This window comes from Larkinella harenae, assembly GCF_054780515.1.
On record NZ_BAAGWE010000001.1, the window covers coordinates 1,619,219 to 1,636,893 of the forward strand.

Annotated in this window: 16 protein-coding genes; 7 read left to right on the forward strand and 9 right to left on the reverse strand. The window is 49.8% G+C overall.

The window, feature by feature from the left end; translation table 11 throughout:
• Positions 1–36: 36 nt before the first annotated feature.
• Together ACYVH9_RS06530 and ACYVH9_RS06535 are read right to left on the reverse strand one after the other, a co-directional pair.
• Entirely contained in the window at positions 37–510 is a 474-nt protein-coding gene (locus tag ACYVH9_RS06530; protein ID WP_460635491.1) for a hypothetical protein, read from the reverse strand.
• A 66-nt stretch (positions 511–576) separates the two neighbouring features.
• Entirely contained in the window at positions 577–1,821 is a 1,245-nt protein-coding gene (locus ACYVH9_RS06535; protein ID WP_460635492.1) for an ABC transporter permease, read from the reverse strand.
• 133 nt (positions 1,822–1,954) lie between these two features.
• Between ACYVH9_RS06535 and ggt the strand changes: the two genes are divergently transcribed.
• Entirely contained in the window at positions 1,955–3,754 is a 1,800-nt protein-coding gene (gene ggt / locus ACYVH9_RS06540) for a gamma-glutamyltransferase (protein ID WP_460635493.1), read from the forward strand.
• Positions 3,755–3,896: 142 nt separating this feature from the next.
• Positions 3,897–4,508: a DUF6624 domain-containing protein gene (locus tag ACYVH9_RS06545; protein ID WP_460635494.1), complete on the forward strand. Its 612-nt coding sequence runs from the start codon at positions 3,897–3,899 to the stop codon at positions 4,506–4,508.
• A gap of 69 nt (positions 4,509–4,577) precedes the next feature.
• On the opposite strand, the gene ACYVH9_RS06550 is transcribed toward ACYVH9_RS06545, so the two are convergent.
• The 6 genes from ACYVH9_RS06550 to ACYVH9_RS06575 all read right to left on the reverse strand — a co-directional run bounded on the left by ACYVH9_RS06550 (position 4,578) and on the right by ACYVH9_RS06575 (position 10,017).
• Positions 4,578–4,940, reverse strand: a complete 363-nt coding sequence (locus ACYVH9_RS06550) for a DUF1801 domain-containing protein (RefSeq protein WP_460635495.1) — start codon at positions 4,938–4,940, stop codon at positions 4,578–4,580.
• Positions 4,941–5,102: 162 nt separating this feature from the next.
• Positions 5,103–6,284, reverse strand: a complete 1,182-nt coding sequence (fahA, locus tag ACYVH9_RS06555; protein WP_460635496.1) for a fumarylacetoacetase — start codon at positions 6,282–6,284, stop codon at positions 5,103–5,105.
• Positions 6,285–6,361: 77 nt separating this feature from the next.
• Positions 6,362–6,799: a MarR family winged helix-turn-helix transcriptional regulator gene (locus ACYVH9_RS06560; protein WP_460635497.1), complete on the reverse strand. Its 438-nt coding sequence runs from the start codon at positions 6,797–6,799 to the stop codon at positions 6,362–6,364.
• Positions 6,800–6,879: 80 nt separating this feature from the next.
• Positions 6,880–7,605: a phenylalanine 4-monooxygenase gene (gene phhA / locus ACYVH9_RS06565; RefSeq protein WP_460635498.1), complete on the reverse strand. Its 726-nt coding sequence runs from the start codon at positions 7,603–7,605 to the stop codon at positions 6,880–6,882.
• Between the two features lie 83 nt (positions 7,606–7,688).
• Complete coding sequence (gene hppD, locus ACYVH9_RS06570; RefSeq protein WP_460635499.1) at positions 7,689–8,825, reverse strand: 4-hydroxyphenylpyruvate dioxygenase; 1,137 nt, start codon at positions 8,823–8,825, stop codon at positions 7,689–7,691.
• Between the two features lie 13 nt (positions 8,826–8,838).
• Positions 8,839–10,017, reverse strand: a complete 1,179-nt coding sequence (locus ACYVH9_RS06575) for a homogentisate 1,2-dioxygenase (protein ID WP_460635500.1) — start codon at positions 10,015–10,017, stop codon at positions 8,839–8,841.
• A gap of 237 nt (positions 10,018–10,254) precedes the next feature.
• Between ACYVH9_RS06575 and ACYVH9_RS06580 the strand changes: the two genes are divergently transcribed.
• Together ACYVH9_RS06580 and ACYVH9_RS06585 are read left to right on the forward strand one after the other, a co-directional pair.
• Positions 10,255–11,166 carry a nucleotidyltransferase family protein gene (locus ACYVH9_RS06580; RefSeq protein WP_460635501.1) on the forward strand — a complete coding sequence of 304 codons (912 nt, stop codon included), beginning with the start codon at positions 10,255–10,257 and terminating at the stop codon, positions 11,164–11,166.
• A 441-nt stretch (positions 11,167–11,607) separates the two neighbouring features.
• The gene (locus ACYVH9_RS06585) at positions 11,608–12,009 is read left to right on the forward strand and encodes a hypothetical protein (protein WP_460635502.1); all 402 of its coding nucleotides are present in this window, start codon (positions 11,608–11,610) and stop codon (positions 12,007–12,009) included.
• Between the two features lie 132 nt (positions 12,010–12,141).
• On the opposite strand, the gene ACYVH9_RS06590 is transcribed toward ACYVH9_RS06585, so the two are convergent.
• Entirely contained in the window at positions 12,142–13,836 is a 1,695-nt protein-coding gene (locus ACYVH9_RS06590) for an AMP-binding protein (protein ID WP_460635503.1), read from the reverse strand.
• 228 nt (positions 13,837–14,064) lie between these two features.
• Between ACYVH9_RS06590 and ACYVH9_RS06595 the strand changes: the two genes are divergently transcribed.
• From ACYVH9_RS06595 to ACYVH9_RS06605, 3 genes are all read left to right on the forward strand, one after another.
• A complete protein-coding gene (locus ACYVH9_RS06595) occupies positions 14,065–15,498 on the forward strand; it encodes a T9SS type A sorting domain-containing protein (RefSeq protein ID WP_460635504.1) in 1,434 nt (477 codons plus the stop codon).
• 208 nt (positions 15,499–15,706) lie between these two features.
• Positions 15,707–16,564: a CAP domain-containing protein gene (locus ACYVH9_RS06600; protein WP_460635505.1), complete on the forward strand. Its 858-nt coding sequence runs from the start codon at positions 15,707–15,709 to the stop codon at positions 16,562–16,564.
• A 236-nt stretch (positions 16,565–16,800) separates the two neighbouring features.
• Positions 16,801–17,628 (forward strand): FecR family protein, encoded by an 828-nt coding sequence (locus ACYVH9_RS06605; RefSeq protein ID WP_460635506.1) that lies wholly within the window; start codon positions 16,801–16,803, stop codon positions 17,626–17,628.
• Positions 17,629–17,675: the final 47 nt, after the last annotated feature.

The window sequence follows — 17,675 nt, forward strand, 5'->3', positions numbered from 1 at the left end:
TGAGGTCCGTTTTATAATCAGAACGGACACAACCGGTTATAAGGTATCCCGCTGAAGTGTATCAACCGGAGCGGGTGAAGTTTGTTGCGCCGGTGGAGCGGGTTGATTGGGGTAATACCGCTGACCGGGAACGCCGTACTGGTATTCGGGTTCAACGATTTCAGCATCTGTTACAAAGTACTTGGTTTCGCCGTTCCAGGGGAGTTTGACGAGCTTTTCCTCGTAATGCAGCGTGACGCGTTGACCGGTTCTGACCGCCTTGTTGATGAGCGCGGCCACCGAATCATCTTTCACGGAGAAATCAAAATACTGCGGAGTCAGCGAGCCAGTTTCGCCCGAAAAACCGCCGACATTCAGGACGCCTTCCCAGGTTTTGAAAACATATCCCCGGCGGCTGTACCTGGAAATGGTTCCCGCTCGTTCGCCATCGCTGTAGCTCCAGGCGGTGAGGTAGTAAAATACGCCAAAAACAATCAGGAGAAATACAAAAAGCAGTAGATAAAGTCGCATGGATGATAATGGTTTGGTGTGTTCGACATACAAATGAACACGTTCTCGGATGGAATTGCAATCGTTTTACTTGGAACGAATGGCAATTACCGGGTCCAGACGGGCGGCAATCAACGCCGGAAGAATCCCGGAAACCGATCCGATTATAGTAGAAACTCCCAAACCCAGCAGGATGTTAGCCGGTGACAAAATGATTTCCAAACTTCCTAACTGGATGAAGGACAAGAAATAGACGAGCAGAATGCCGACAATGCCCCCAATCAGGCTGAGAAAAACCGATTCAAACAGGAATTGAAACAGAATGACGTAGTTTTTGGCGCCCAATGATTTCTGAATTCCAATCAGGTTGGTGCGCTCTTTGACCGATACGAACATAATATTGGCAATACCAAAACCACCGACCAGAATCGAGAAACTGCCAATGACCCAGCCTGCTACCGTCAGAACGGCAAAGAGACTGGAGATCGCCTGAGCGGCTGCATCAGGGCGGTTGAGCGCAAAATTGTCGTCCTGCAACGGTTTCAAACCCCGCCGGGCCCGCATTAGTCCCCGGACTTCACTTTCCAGCTCGAGCAATCCTTCATCCTGCTCATATCCTTTTACGGCAATGTCGATGCTGGGGTAAACGGAGTGGTACATTTTTGCGAAAGCGCCAATCGGAATAAGGCATTTGGTATCGGGATTCCCACCAAAATTGACCAGGCTTTCGCCTTTATGTTCCTGAACGCCAATGACAATGTATTTGAGGCCATTCAGTTTAAATTCTTTACCCACCGCGTCCTGACCGGGAAACAGCGTTTCGGCAACATCGGAACCAATGATAGACACGTTGCGGGCGGCATCAATTTCCTGCTGAGAAAAATAGCGTCCGCGCTCGATGGGAACGTCGGAGATTTTGTTGTAGTCGATGGAAGTACCCTGAATGAGCGCCTGAATGCTGTTATTCCCGTTTTTGACCGTCACCTGACCTTTAAAATCCATCGCCACAACGGCTTCGGCGTTTTCGAGTTTTTCGGCTAAAAATTTGAATTCATCCAGGGATGGTTCGGGGCGTTGAAAATATTTCCACCACTGGTATTCTTCGTTTCCAAAGCCCCAGGGCCACTTTTGAATGTACATTACCTTATCGCCGATGCCCGACAGGCTGTCTCTGATGTTCCGTTCCAGCGAATCAACAATGGTAAAAACGGCAATAATGGCAAAGATACCAATCGTCACGCCCAGCAGTGAGAGAGTGGTTCGGAGCAGGTTCGAGCGCAGAGCCTGCCACGCGAACCGGAAACTTTCGTACGTCTGACGGAGAAACTTCAAAGGGCGACGAATTAATGTGGAATTAAAGGTATCAGGCTGCCGTTGATCTTCCAAATGATTTTGAAAGCGAAGGTGATTTTGGAGGATGTTTGGTTAGATTTTGTAGATTAGTGGTTTACGACCTGCGTTTAGTATGAAAAAGAAAACTCTATCGGCCAATAATGCAATAATCCTGCTTTTCGCTTTGTTAAGTGCCTGTCGAACAGGACAACAGGCGCCGGGCGTGCGTCAGGGGACCGGTGTTTACCAGTACGATAACGAACAAAAAAACACAACCGCGCGCAAGACTGGACCGTACTTTTCGGACCGACAGGCGGTGATGGGCAAGAAGGGAATGGTGGCCTCGGCCCACCCCGATGCTTCGCGGGTTGGCGTTGAAATCCTGAAGGCGGGGGGCAACGCGGTGGATGCGGCTGTGGCCGTACAGTTTGCACTGGCGGTTGTTTATCCGGGTGCGGGCAATGTGGGCGGTGGCGGTTTTATGGTGTACCGGGACAAAACCGGGCAGGCATTTACACTTGATTTTCGGGAAAAAGGGCCGGAAAAAGCGCACAAGGACATGTACCTGGATTCGGCCGGGAACGTCATTCCTCGGCTGAGTATTACCGGGCATCTGGCCAGCGGAGTGCCTGGTTCGGTAGACGGGATGGTGGAAGCCCACCGGCGGTTTGGGAAATTGCCGTGGTCGCAGGTACTGCAACCGGCGATTGAGCTGGCTGAAAAAGGCGTGGTGCTGACCGAACGTGAAGCCCTGGGATTAAACCGGACCAGAACATCCTTCCTGGCGGTGAATCCCGACAAACGGTATTTCATGAAGCCCGATACCACGGATTGGAAAACGGGGGAGTTATTGGTTCAGAAAGACCTGGGACAAACCTTGCGCCGGATCCAGGCACAGGGGCGGAGCGGTTTTTACGAAGGAGAAACCGCTCGTCTGCTGGTAGCGGAAATGCAGAAAGGGGGCGGAATCATTTCCGAAAACGATCTGAAAAACTACCATTCGGTCTGGCGTGATCCACTAGTGGGAAACTACCGGAATTACAAAATTATCACCATGCCACCTACTTCCAGCGGGGGGGTGGCCCTGCTGCAATTACTGCGGTTGGTGGAGCCCTACCCGTTGCGGAAATGGGGCTGGAACAGCGATTCAACGGTACAGGTAATGATTGAAGCTGAGCGCCGGGTGTATGCTGACCGTGCCAAATTTCTGGGCGATCCGGATTTTGTGAAAGTGCCCGTGGCACAACTGACTGATAAAGGGTATCTCCAAAACCGTTGGTCGGACTTTAGCTGGGCGAAAGCAACCGATAGCCGGAATGTAAAAGGAGGTGTTCTGCCGGGTTATGAGAGTCTGGAAACCACGCATTTTTCGGTGGTTGATCAGGATGGAAATGCGGTTTCCATTACGACTACCCTGAACGGCGGCTATGGTAGCCGGGTTGTGGTGGGCGGTGCCGGTTTTTTGATGAACAACGAGATGGATGATTTCAGCATCAAACCGGGGGTGCCCAACATGTTTGGGTTGATTGGTAATCAGGCGAATGCGATTATGCCGGGTAAACGCATGTTGTCGTCGATGACCCCAACTATTGTGGAACAGGACGGAAAGTTGTACATGGTGGTGGGAACGCCGGGTGGCTCGACCATCATTACCTCGGTGTACCAAACCATCCTGAATGTGTTGGATCACGGCATGACGATGCAACAATCGGTAAACGCCCTGAAGTTTCACCACCAGTGGTTGCCCGATAAGACGATTTTCGAGAACGGTGCTTTTTCCGACGAAACCATTCAGAAGCTACAGGCGCGGGGCTACATCCTCGAACAACTGACCAATACATTGGGCCGCATGGATTGCATTCTGCTCCGGCCCGACGGAACGCTTGAAGGCGCTTCGGACCCGCGGGCGGATAATACGTCGGTTGGCTACTAAACAACAGGCTGGCTTTCAATTGTCGACATTGACGAAGCAGAATTTTAGGTCCTAGAGACGGTGGTTTGTCGAAATTTTTAAACTTTGCGGCAAAAAACCGGTTTTTATCTAATACCTGTTAGCAAGCTACTGATTTACAATCATGAAAACGAAGTTTCTTTCTTTGCTGCTATTGTGCCTGATTAGCGTAAGTGGATGGGCACAGGCAACGAAAAGTACCGCTAACCTGGCTGATGTTCGTAAGCGACTAACGCAGCTTTACGAAAAGGATCAGAAAGAACGGGCGGCCTATGATGCTGTTGAACGCCAGTATGGCTGGGGAGCGAAAGAATCGCAGGATGCCCGCCAGAAAATCAAAGACATGGATAAAGAGCACCTGGTCGAAGTGGAAAAAATCATCGAACAGGTAGGAGGGTATCCGGGAAAAAGCATGGTTGGCCAACCGCTGGATCAGGTAGCTTTTCTGATTATTCAGCACAGCACCGACCGGGCCATCCACGAAAAATACCTGCCCATGGTGACCGAGGCTGCTCAGAAGGGCGAGCTGGACAAAGCAGGCGTGGCGTTTCTGACCGATCAGGTAAAGGTTCAGAAAAAAGAGAAGCAGATTTACGGCACCCAGATTCATATCAACAACCAGGGTAAAAAAGATGTGTACCCTATTGAAGACGAAGCGAATCTGGAGCAACGTCGCAAACAGATGGATCTGGAACCCATGGCCGCTTACCGCGCTCGGATGGGTGTCAATAAATAAGGCATTAAAATAGATCAAAAAAGGAAACTGAGCTACTCAGTTTCCTTTTTTGCGTTTATCGGAAATCGGTTAAAACGTGCCGTGGTTTTTGGCAATCTCCAGCAGTTCGGCAATGCCGGGCGTACCTACTTCTTCAACGGCTTCGAACTTGATGTGCCGCAGAAGCTTGCCTGTTCCTTTCAGCAAACCGTTGGGGTCCGGCAACTGAGTTCCGTAATGAAAACCGAGATTGACACTCGAGGAGAGCGGGGCAATGTAACAGATTTCGTCCGACATGCGGGGACCGATGCCGTACGTAATGGTTTTGTAACCGGTACGGACAGATTCGTGAGCTTCCGGAAATATTTGCTGGACTAACGCTCTGACTTTGAGGGCAAGCTCACGAACCTCCGGTTTGTAGTCGGCTAAAAAAGTTTCTACGGTTTTGATCATATGCGGGTTTAGTTTGGGGAAAGGTAAAATTTGTCGCGGAAAAATACAATAAAATTATTTCCCCAAGCGCTAAACGGCAATAAGGAAATGGCAGACACGACCGAATGAGCCCAAAAGTGATTTTTTGGTATTCGAATCTGATCAAGAAGAACTTTTTGGTGATTAGCCTTGAATGGTTCCCCGAACTTCGCCGAAACGAATTTGTCCATTTCCGGTCCAGCCGCGGAGTGTCAGCGTATCGCCATCCTGGAGGAACGTTCGGGAAAAACCGTTGGGTAATGCAACGGGCCGGGTGCCATTCCAGCTTAATTCGAGCAAAGAACCACAGCTATCGGGTGTGGGGCCGGAGATAGTGCCGGTGGCCAGCAAATCGCCCACATTCAGGTTGCAGCCGTTGCTGGTGTGGTGCGCAATTAGTTGGGCAATGCTCCAGTACAAAAACCGGGTATTGGTGCGACTTACGACGGTTTCAGTGGGGCTACCGGCGGGTTGTAGAATTACTTCCAGCGTAATATCATAATGAGATTGGCCGGTCGGTTGCAGATAAGGCAGGGGCGTTGGGATTTGCTGCGGGCCATCCACCCGAAAGGGCTCGAGGGCGTCGATGGGAACAACCCAGGGTGAAATGGACGAAGCAAAGTTTTTGCCCAGAAATGGGCCAAGGGGCTGGTATTCCCAGCGTTGAATATCCCGCGCCGACCAGTCGTTGAACAACACCAGACCGAATACGTGTGATTCGGCCTCCCGGATCGGAATGGCTTCGCCCCGTTTCGACGATTTTCCGATCACGATGCCCAGCTCCAGTTCAAAATCAAGTGCCTGGGAAGGGCCAAAGATAGGTTGCTGGTCGGGGCCGAGGTACTGTCCGTGGGGCCGATGAATGGGTGTGTCGGACACCACAATGGAAGACGATCGGCCGTGGTAAGCCACCGGCAAGTGCTTCCAGTTGGGCAACAACGGATCGGCCTGTGGTCGAAACATCCGACCTACGTTGCTGGCGTGTTCTTCGCTGGCATAAAAATCCGTGTAATCACCGATGCGGATGGGCAGGTGCAGAGTCGCTTCCGAAAGGGGGCAGAAAACCAGCTCGGCAAATTCTTCAAGCGGTTTTGTGGGGTCCGTTACTACGGTTAGCAATCGCTGACGAACGGCTTGCCAGACAGGTTGTCCCTCTTCCATAAAATCATTCAGCACGGGTTTTGAAAAAACCGCCTGATCGACGTCCAGGTCATCCAGAAAACCGAGCCGACCGACCATCGCCAGATCGAGAATCGATTCACCCAGCCAAACGCCTACGCGCGGGCCGGAGCTTTCGGTGCTGAATATGCCGTAGGGAAGGGTCATGCTCGGAGAAGGAATAAGCTACACGGGAAGACAAGACATCGGAGAGCAGTGTGTCGTTTGGCTCCCTGTTTTGCGTCTTACTCGTTAAAATTTTGGTAAATCGAGTCCATGATGCGGACAAAATGCTGATAGTCTTCTTCACTCAGGTCGCCCCAGCCTTTTCGCCGGATGTCCACTACGCAGGGCAGTACGTCCTCGTATTTATACTGACCTTCGGGCGTGAGAAAAACCAGGAATTTTCGGCGGTCGTCTTCGGCCAAACGTCGTTCAGTCAGGCCTTTTTTGCAGAGCAGATCAATCATCCGGGTAACCGTTGGCGCATCCTTGGTGGTTAGTTCCGAGAGCCTATTCTGACTGATGCCGGGGTTGCGGTGCAGGTGGTCGATGAGCACCCATTGGTCAACCGTCAGATCAAAACCGGCTTCGTTGAACTGCTTCTGGAGCACATTCCGAATTTTTTTGATGGTGGTGTCTATCTTAAAAAAATAAGCCCGGTGATCGGAGGGGTGCGTCATGCGTCAGTTAGCGGTTAACGGTTTGTTCATCATATTTACGGAATAACATGACAAAAATTCAACCACAAAAGTAGTCCAAACTAGGTGACTAACAATTCCTCCAACTTTTCTTCAATTTCTGGAATGGAATGGTACAACTGCTCGTACGAATCAATAACGAAGTATCGGTTCTGGTAATGGTCGATTACATACGGCGTTTGCAACAACTTTTCAACATTGTACGGAATCCGTTCGGGAAGCTGGCTTGACAGGCTGTAGATGGTCTCGCCCGGCGACGACAGAATACCGCCCCCGTAAATCCGGAGGCCCTGCGGTTCCTGAATCAGTCCGAATTCGACGGTGTACCAGTAAAGCCGCGAGATCATTTCGATGGCTTCCGGGTGATCGACGTGCGCCAGGGCTATGCGGCTTAAAGCCGCCAGAAAATCGCAAAATGCCTGATTCGACAGCATCGGCACGTGCCCGAACGTATCATGAAACATGTCCGGTTCCTGCAAATAATCCAGCTGTTGGCGCTTCCGCAGCCAGGTCGTAGCCGGAAAATTGCGGTTGGCCATCAGTTCAAAAAAATCCCGGTTGGAAATCAGGCCCGGTACTGCCGACACCCGCCAGTGCGTAAGCCGCTGCAACCGCGGATTCAGGTCGCGCTCAAAATCCGGAATCCGATCCGCCACAAAACCAACTTTGTCAATACCGGCAAGGTATTCCTGGCTGGCCTTTCCCGGCAGTTGTTTCATCTGGCGCTCAAACAGTAACCGCCAGACGGCCTGGTCGTCGGAGGTGTAAGTGTGATAGGTCTGGAGCATGGTTCAAGAGGTGAAAGAATAAACGAGTGAATTGCTCCGCAGAATGCAACTTTGAACAGTGCGTTTCACTCATTTACAGTTGGTTAAAGTGTTCCGCGTAACTCCTGCTCGTGTTCGATGGCTTCGAAGAGGGCTTTGAAATTTCCTTTTCCGAACGATTTGGCTCCTTTTCGCTGAATGATTTCAAAAAACAGGGTTGGTCGCGGTCCAATGGGTTTGGTGAAAATCTGGAGCAGGTAGCCTTCGTCATCGCGGTCGACTAGGATGCCCAGCGAACGCAGGGCGTTGATCTCCTCGTCGATCTGCCCCACGCGGTCGAGCAGATCGTCATAATACGAATCCGGAACCTTCAGAAACTCCACGTTGCGGTTGCGCAGATCCGCCACGGTTTTTACAATATCGTCGGTAGCTACGGCAATGTGCTGAATACCGGGTCCGCCGTAAAAATCGAGATACTCTTCCACCTGCGATTTCTTTTTTCCTTCCGCCGGTTCATTGATCGGAAATTTGATGCGCCCGTTGCCGTTACTCATTACCTTGCTCATCAGGGCCGTATAATCGGTGGAAATGTCTTTGTCGTCGAAGGAAACCAACTGCCGGAAGCCCATGACGTTGGCGTAGAAGTTTACCCAGGTGTTCATCTCGTTCCAGCCAACATTGCCAACCATATGATCGACGTAGTGCAGGCCGACTTCGTCCGGGCGGTGTTCGGGTTCCCAGGCTTGATAACCAGGTAGGAAAATGCCGGTATACTGGCTTCGTTCGACAAAAATATGAACGGTATCGCCGTAGGTATGAATACCCGACCGAACCACAAAACCGTTGGAGTCTTCTTCGCGCATAGGGGCCAGGAACGGTTTGGCCCCCCGGAGGGTGGTTTCCTCGTACGCTTTCGTGGCATCATCGACCCAAAGAGCTACCACCCGCACGCCATCGCCGTGTTTGTCGATGTGCTTGCCAATGTCGGTGCCGCCGTGCAGGGGCGAAGTTAGCACGAGCCGGATTTTCCCCTGCACCACCACGTAGGATTCGCGGTCGCGCCAGCCCGTTTCCAGGCCCGCGTGGGCAAGTGGCTGAAAACCGAAGGCGGTCTGAAAATAATGCGCCGATTGCAGGGCGTTGGCGACGTACAGTTCGATATAATCCGTGCCGTTGAGTGGCAAAAAGTCGGTGTCTGAATGGATAATCGATTGTGTTCGGGTTGCTGCGAATGTCTCCATAGTTGCTGATGATTTATTCAATCCAGGATTTATAATAGTGGCCGTCATCGATTTGCAGGGCCGCTTCGGTCAGCATGAGCGGTCGAAACGTATCAATCATCACGGCGTATTCCTGCGTCTCCTTTTTTCCGATGCTGCGTTCCATGGCTCCGGGATGCGGACCGTGCGGAATCCCGCCCGGATGCAGTGTAATGTGGCCCGGGGCAATGTCGTTTCGGCTCATGAAGTCGCCATCCACGTAATAAATCACTTCATCAGAGTCTATGTTGGAGTGATTATACGGGGCCGGAATGGCTTTTGGGTGGTAATCATATAACCGCGGACAGAACGAGCAGACCACAAAGGCATCGGTCTGGAAGGTCTGATGAACCGGGGGTGGCTGGTGGACCCGGCCCGTAATGGGTTCGAAATTAAAAATTGAAAAACCGTACGGAAAATTGTAGCCGTCCCAGCCCACCACGTCAAACGGATGAGTGGCATATACCAGCGAATGCAAGGCGCCCTGCTTCTTGATTTTGATCAGAAAATCGCCGGCTTCGTCGTGGGTTTCCAGGTCTTGCGGACGTTTAATATCCCGTTCGCAAAACGGCGAATGTTCGAGCAATTGACCAAACTGGTTACGATACCGTTTGGGTGTATAAATTGGTGAATGCGATTCTACATAGAGTAACCGGGGCTGTGTTTCCGGGTCAAACTCAATCTGGTAAATCATGCCGCGCGGAATAATCAGGTAGTCGCCATATTCAAACGGTATGGTTCCTACCAAAGTCCGCAAACGCCCGGAACCGCGGTGGATAAACAGCAACTCGTCGGCATCGGCGTTTTTGTAAAAAGAATCCGTGGTGGATTGTGTCGGAGCGGCCAGGCCCACGATGATATCTTTATTGACCAGGAGTGGAATGCGGCTTTCGAGCAAATCGCCGGACGAAGGCACCAGCTGAAATCCCAGTAGTTTACGCGAAAGAATGTTTTTTTCCACGGCAACTGTGGGAGTTGCATCCACTGTCTCCAGCACGGTTTTTACCATCGTTGGCCGGTGGATGTGGTACAGCAGCGATGACATTCCTTCAAAACCGATCGTACCAAACAGTTGCTCGTAATACAAGTTTGACTTGCCACCGTTACCCGGCGGTTTCTCGAACTGGGTGTGCCGTTTCGGTGGTATATGGCCTAGGGTATGATAGAATGGCATGGTGGCAGTAAGAATTTAATTATTGTTATACTAATTATTGCTTTGCACATAATTATAACGAATCTTCTCTCTTATATTGAACAATTTCATGAATAAATTTTCTTATAAATTGATTTTATGGAATTTTGGGCCGTAAAAGTCATTTAATCCTTAGTCTGCTAAAGACCAATCATCATTTCCTTATTTTTGCCCGCGCTTACGCCTTCTATTATTTGAATTTTCAACCGAAATAACCTGATGCAACCCACGCTCCTCATTCTGGCCGCCGGTATTGGCAGCCGCTACGGTGGAATCAAACAACTGGATCAATTTGGTCCAAACGGCGAGACAATCATCGATTATTCGTTATATGATGCCATAAGGGCCGGCTTTGGCAAAGTCGTTTTTATCATTCGCGAAGAACTGCGAAAAGATTTTGAAGAGACTTTCCTGCCCAAACTAGCGGGAAAACTGGAGGTCGATTTTGCCATTCAGGCCCTCGATTCTTACGTGCCGGAGGAATTGGGCCCAATCCAGCGGACCAAACCCTGGGGAACGGGACATGCCATGCTTTGTGCCTGGGAGCAAACCGATACGCCTTTTGCCATCATCAACGCCGATGATTTTTACGGACAGGAAGCGTTTGAGATACTAGCCAACTTTCTGGTGAGCGATACCAACGCCGATCTGCACGCGCTGGTAGGGTACGAAATTCAGAATACGTTGTCAGATCACGGTTCGGTATCGCGGGGGGTTTGTGAACTGAACCCAGATGAAACCCTGGAATCAGTCATTGAGCGGACCAAAATTTACCGACTCACTGAAGGAGAGGACGCGGGACAAATTGTGTTCGAAGAAGCCGACGGGTTAAATCCGCTAGCGCCCGAAACGCCGGTTTCCATGAACTTCTGGGGGTTCAAACCGGAGGTTTTTCCAATGGTTAAGGAGCAATTTGAGCTGTATGCCCGCGCTAATTACAAAGCCCCGAAAGCGGAGTTTTATATTCCAACCATCATGACCAATCTGATTGAGAACAATCAGGGAAAATGCAAGGTATTCCGGAGTCGGTCAGAATGGTTTGGTGTAACATACCCCGAAGATAAACCGTTGGTTCAGGCTTCGCTGAAACGTCTGCACGATGCAGGAAGCTACCCTGATAAATTGTGGTAATTTTCTAAGTTAATGCTACGATTCTCTTAAAACACCCTCATTTTCTCATTCAGAATCCTCGAAATTAGTCTGAGATTTAGCTATTCAAGTCAATTTTTGAGGCTAAATCCGCAAAACAAAGAAAGTCCGGGCCGAGCTGGTCCCGGACTTTTTTCATTCCAAGGGGATTGAATTGTACTATTTTATATAACGTGGTATTTATCCCATAAAAATAGCATTTCACTTTTTAAAGTATTAGTAGCAATCAACCGTAAACTATTGTATTTTGGTAAGTTTAACCTTGAAATTATAAACAACTTTTTGACAATTAACAATTTGATAATTGACTTGTATTCAAGGATGTATAAATTTGTATCAACAAAGCAGTCGACAAGAGTTTGGTAGGGTAAGCATTTTGTTTATTGTACTATAACGAGTCTGAATACAACCTTAAGAAAGAATATGAAAACGAATTTCGTCAATAACGTAAAAATAGGTTTAGCCTTTTTGGCCGCTACTTCACTGCTGGCCGTAGCTCCTTCTGCAAATGCTCGTGTGCTGGATGGCCCGAAAGCAGAAACGAAAGCCACTCCGGTATCAATCCGCGAAGTTGGTAACCTGAAATTTAAAGTATCTGTCAATCAGCCGGTAGATGATAAAGTAATCGTTTCGATTGCGGATGATTCTAACACCCGTCTGTATAATGGCTCGCTGAGCAAAAAAGACCACGCTGGTCGCGTATTTGACCTGTCACAACTGGCCGATGGCCGGTACGTGATCGAGGTATCGTACGGCAAAGAGCGTGTTTCTCAGTCTTTTACTATTCAAACGCAAGTTAGTCGTGTGGTTCTGGCGCGGAACTAATCCGTTGGGTTATTCCGCTTTAACCCGCTAATTCTCGTCCACTTTGTCAATAAAACCGTAAAGGGAGGATTTAAATCCTCCCTTTACGGTTTTATTGGAATAATCGATGGTCTACATGCAGCCTACCTACGCTTATTTTTCCCAGATCACCGTTTCATCCCGTTCCAGCCAGGGAGACAGATGGGATCGGTAGCGGGATTCAATAATTTTCCGTTTAATTTTTAGCGACGGTGTCATCATGTTGTTGGCAACGGTCCACGGTTCTTTGACGATAACGGCTTTTTTGACCCGCTGATACGTGTGTAAATCCGGATTCAGGGTGTTCAAAGTATGCTCCAAACTTTGCGCAACTTCATTTTTATCGGCTTGCAGGCCTGTTTCGGACAATACAATCAGGGCAATGGGTTGGGGTAATTCCTGCACGGCCACGCAAATTTGCTCAACATAGGTGTTTTCGGACAGTCGGGTTTCAATCTGCGCGGGCGATACGAATTCACCTTTGGTTGTTTTGTAAATTTCTTTGACCCGGCCCGTGATCGTTAGAAAACCGTCTTCGTCCAGCTGTCCCACGTCGCCGGTATGGAGCCAGCCGTCGGTGTCCAGGGTGGCTGCTGTCAGGTCGGGTTCCCGAAAATACCCCCGCATTGTCCAGTCGGAATGGGTTAATAACTCGCCGGTTACTGCGTCAAACTTCAGGCGAATGCCGGGATACGGTTTTCCGACGGTGCCATCCTGAATAAAGTCGCTAGGCATCAGCGAGACCACGCCCAGGTTTTCCGTCATTCCGTAAGCTTCCTGAATGGTAATTCCCAGCTGTCGAAACCAGCGAACGAGGGACACGGGCGTTGGGGCTGCCCCGGTCAGAATCAACCGGGCGTTGTTCAACCCGAGCGATCGTCGGATTTGCCGTTTTACCAGATCGGCCACCAGCGGAATCCGTAGCAGCCGTTCAAGCCTGGAGGGTGAAATCCGGGCGAAGAGCTGTTGTTGAAATTTCAACCAGATTCGGGGCACCCCCAAAAAATGAGTGGGCTGCGCCGTCGCCAGGTTTTGGGCAAACGTAGCCATCGACTCAACGAAATAAACGGTTCCGCCCGTAATCAGGCTGAGCGCTTCCACGAGGTTACGTTCGGCGACGTGGCAAAGCGGCAGATACGAAAAAAAACGCGGATTGGGCACCTCAACCTCCATGAACGGTTTGGTAGCATCGATGGCACTGATCATGGCTTTGTATGGCATCATGACGCCTTTCGGATTTCCCGTAGTTCCTGACGTATAGATGATGGTAAACAAATCCTCCGAATGCGGCTGCGGGTTGTCTGTTATGGGGGCGTAGTGGGCCAGAATGTCATTCCACTGGGCGTGGTTGGCGTCGGGTGCAACCGATGACGCGGGTTGGGGCGGAAAATCAATGCAGTGGATTTGGGGCGGTATTCCGGCTTTCATCGCCGGCCATTGGTCGAGTTTTCCCACAAACAAAACCGGGCATTGGCTGTGGTCGAGGATTTGCTGGAGCTGGCTGGCAGTCAGGGTTGGGTAAAACGGTACCGATACGTGACCACTGAGCAGGATCGCCAGGTCGGCAATAATCCAGTGCGCGCAGTTTTTTGACAAAAGACCAATGTTGCTTTTGGGCGGTAAGCCGAGCGAATTAAGGTAGGTGGCCAGCGTGCGGGCCTGTTTTCCAACTTCGCGCCAGGTAAAGTTTCGGTATTGGTTGCCCTGCGGTTGGCGCAGATAGACCTTATTGGGTTGTTGACGCTCCCAATAGTAAAAATAATCAAGTAACGTCTGTCCTTTCCGGAAGTCAGAGCGCAGCGTATTCATAACGTAAGGGGCTGGAATAGTCTTTCTGTAAAGTAGCACTTGTTTTTTAAATAATTGTAAAAAATTTAGAGATTGTTAGTGTGTGTATGGACGCATGCACGGACAGGAAAAGGCAGGCAAGTGACAGAAGACAGAAAGTTTTTTGGCGCATTAGGTTACCAAATTATAGCGTAAGCGTCATAACGTAAACCTGTTTGCTCTATGGGTTTAACTTAACCTGGCCTGCCGATGAGGAAGATTTACCTTTCCTTAAAAACAATTGGATTGATTCTGTACTGTTGCATAATATCGGCAGCAGTTTATTCACAATCACCTACTAACCTGACAGCCGATGTCGCTTTATCTGCTCCAGCCCAAACGAATTTTGCTCCATTAGCATCATTCTCAACCACATCCCAATTGGTTGCGGCTTTCAATGCCGGGCGTCGAGCTGAAGAGGTTCAATTAGGGTTGCCAGCCAATAGCCTCGGGAATTTACTATTGCCGGCTAACTACGCCACGTATTCGCCAGATGACCGAGCCCTTTTTATTATTAATCAGGAGCGAATCGCCCGAGCAGGAATAGTGTATCCCGGAACGACTGCGGTACTCGGATTGCCTCTGGAAGGGCTTGAAGGGGCCCTGGACCAGACCGCGCAGGGCCATGCTAATTACCTGGTTGCCAACAATACCTTTTCTCATACCGGCTCCGGTGGGTCATCTTCGTTTGATCGAGTCAACAACACCTATTCGGCTGCTTGCCAGAGACCAATGGGCTACTCGGAGAATCTTTACGTTGCTTGTACTTCCACTGAGGCAACTCCTACTTTTTTGGTTGAGCAGGCCTTATTCAGCTGGCTTTATCGTGATGCCGGTTCATCGTGGGGACATCGAAAAGCCATTCTGATTCAAAACGATGACATCTATTTAGCTCCTCCTCCCAACACACGTCGTGGGTATGTGAACGACCATGGAAGCGCTTCTACTGAAGGTTTTCTGGGAATTGGTATTGCTTCGACACCCATCGGTGCTTATAATGCGACATGTCCGGGTTTTGCCGGACATGTTGTAGTAATGAACATTGCAGATCCAACAGCGGATGCTAACTGTGTGTATACTACTACTGATGCATTACCTGTCCAGCTTCTTTATTTTACGGGTGCATCCCGGCAGGGAAGAGCCGTATTAGGCTGGGCTACCAGTTGGGAGCGGAACAGTATGGGATTCAGTATTTTGAAAAGCTATGATGCCTTGTCATTCGAAAAAGTTGGCTATGTGTTGAGTGAGGGAAACGATTCCGAAACAAAGACCTATGGATGGACGGATGAAGCTGTTGTTCCAGGGCGAACCTATTATTATCGGTTACAACAAATCGATGCAAATGGTCAAACCGAATTATCAAAAATAGTCGCCGTGAATATGGAGTCGGCTGATAGGGATTTATATGTATACCCAAATCCCAGTATGGACGGTCGGTTTTTCCTGGCCGTTTCAGACAATCAACCGATCCATGTAAAACTTTTCAGCGCAACAGGCGTTGAATTACCAGTCCGGATACTAAGTGAAGGGGGAGTAAAGCGTATTGTACCCGTTCATTCATTGCCCTCTGGAATGTATTGGGGGAAAGTAACAGATTCAAAAGGACAGGTGCTAAAAATGCTACGTCTTCTGGTGAGCCGTTGAGGAATGGTTTACCATTTGAGGAGACTGGTACTTGATCAAGTTAGGTATGTTCTTTTTCTGGGGTCAATTCGCTGGATAAGAAGTTTTATTGGTTAATTGTCCTGCAGATTTAAATCGATCATGCTCTAGCCTAAAAATTCATAGTAACAATTGTGGCTAGTTGGCAGAGATTGTTAAAAGTTTATACTTGTTGATTTCGAGCTATTTGATGCGTCAACTTATCTTTCTTCTGCTTGTAACTTCCTGTTTTGCCCGGGGCCAGGCGCCGAAAAACCTAAACGCCGATATTAAATTACCGAAAGACCCCACCTACACGAGTGCACCGAACGGGTTTCCGGTTTTTGATAAAGCCGAACAAGTTGTAGCGGCCTTTAATTACGCCCGGCGTCAGGAAGAAAAGCAGATGAAGCTCCCCGCCAACCGTCTCGGCACATTGACATTACCGGAAAATTACAAACAGCACTCACCAGCTGAACGGGCGTTGTGGCTTGTCAATCAGGAGCGTACGGCCCGTTCCGGCGTTGATTACGGCACCGGGAAAGCCTTGGGTTTGCCGCTCGAAGCACTGGAAACTCACCTGAACAGTGTAGCGCAGGGACACGCAGCGGATATGGTCAACCATCATTTCTTCGGACATACCAGCCACGACGGACGGACGGCTTTGCAACGGATCAATGCGCAGGCGGTTTTTAGTGACAAATGCTACGAATTCATGGCGCGGGCTGAAAATATTTACATGTTTTGCTACTACTCAAGTGATAAGCCTGTACTGGACCTGCCAGCGTTTCTTACCGAACAGGCAATTTTTTCCTGGTTGTACCAGGATGCTGTCGTGAAATGGGGGCACCGCGAAACGCTGCTGATTCAGGATAAAGATGCGTCGGGCGGGCAGGGATTCCACAACAACCGGGGGGCCATGAATAACGAAGGGCTGCTGGGTGTTGGCGTAGCTACGAAAGCCGATTACGGCCCTTGTTCAAAAATTTCAGGGTTTCAACGGGTTGGCTATGTGGTAGTTATGAACCTTGTAGACCCCGCTCCGGATTGCTCGTATTCGCTCCCGTAATTCTTCACAGCTAACCACATTTCAGTTGGTTAAATTCTTTCTCGGTTTCTGAAAAAATACTTAAGTAAAAATTTGAAAAGCGTTTCTGGGCGCTACGATTTGGCCTTACCATACTGGAAACGTCCTAAAATAGAGAGGTAAAAAAGTCTTCTTGGCAAAATTCAGATTCCGGTAAGTAGAACGCTTACCGGCGCTTCTTTTACAGTATAGTAAACTTTATCTCCAAAAAATACTAAATGAAGCACTTCTCCGCCTATACTGCCGAGGAGTTAGCCGCTGATGAGTTGTTCATTCGGTGGGTTCAACATCCCGATGACGCCGAAGTTGCGGCTTATTGGGCGGGTTGGCTGACTCACCATCCATACAAAGCGGAAGAGGTTGAACTAGCCCGCGAGCTGGTGCAGCTGGCTTCCAACCCGTCTTCGCGGGCCATGGAAGGCGAGGAAGTGATTTCGTTGTGGGGGCGTATTCGGTCATCCATTCAGGAAATGCCGGAGCTGCAACCGTTGCAGCCCGACATCCAGAGCTGGGTAACCAACTGGTACATCTTTCGCTGGGTGAGTGCCGTTGCCGGGATTGTGCTGTTCATTGGCTGGGTCCTTTGGATGCAGTGGTCACACGCGATGGAAACCGTTCGAACATCGGTGGGCGTGGACAAAACCGTGAAGCTGCCCGACGGAACGTTGGTGAAACTAACCGGCAATAGTCAGATTCGGTACGCCCGCGTCTGGTCGGAAGAAGTGCCGCGTGCCGTCTGGCTGGAAGGAGAAGCCTTCTTTACGGTTTCCGAACGGCCGGGTTCCGGTGACGCCAGCAAATTCCGGGTGCACACCAGCGCGTTGACGGTGGAGGTGCAGGGAACGCGATTCAATGTGTCGGAACGAAAGAAAGGCACCCGGGTTGTGCTTTCAGCCGGAAAAATAAAACTTATGATCAATGATAGACCTCAGGTCATCGAAATGAAACCCGGCGAATCCGTAGAAATCCCGGCTCCCATCACCGTGCAGCAAAAAACCTCATTCAATCATACCTACACCAGCATGCAGCAATCCCCCATTAGTTAATCCCCAAGTAACTAGTATACCGTACTTTGTAATCTCTATTAATTAAC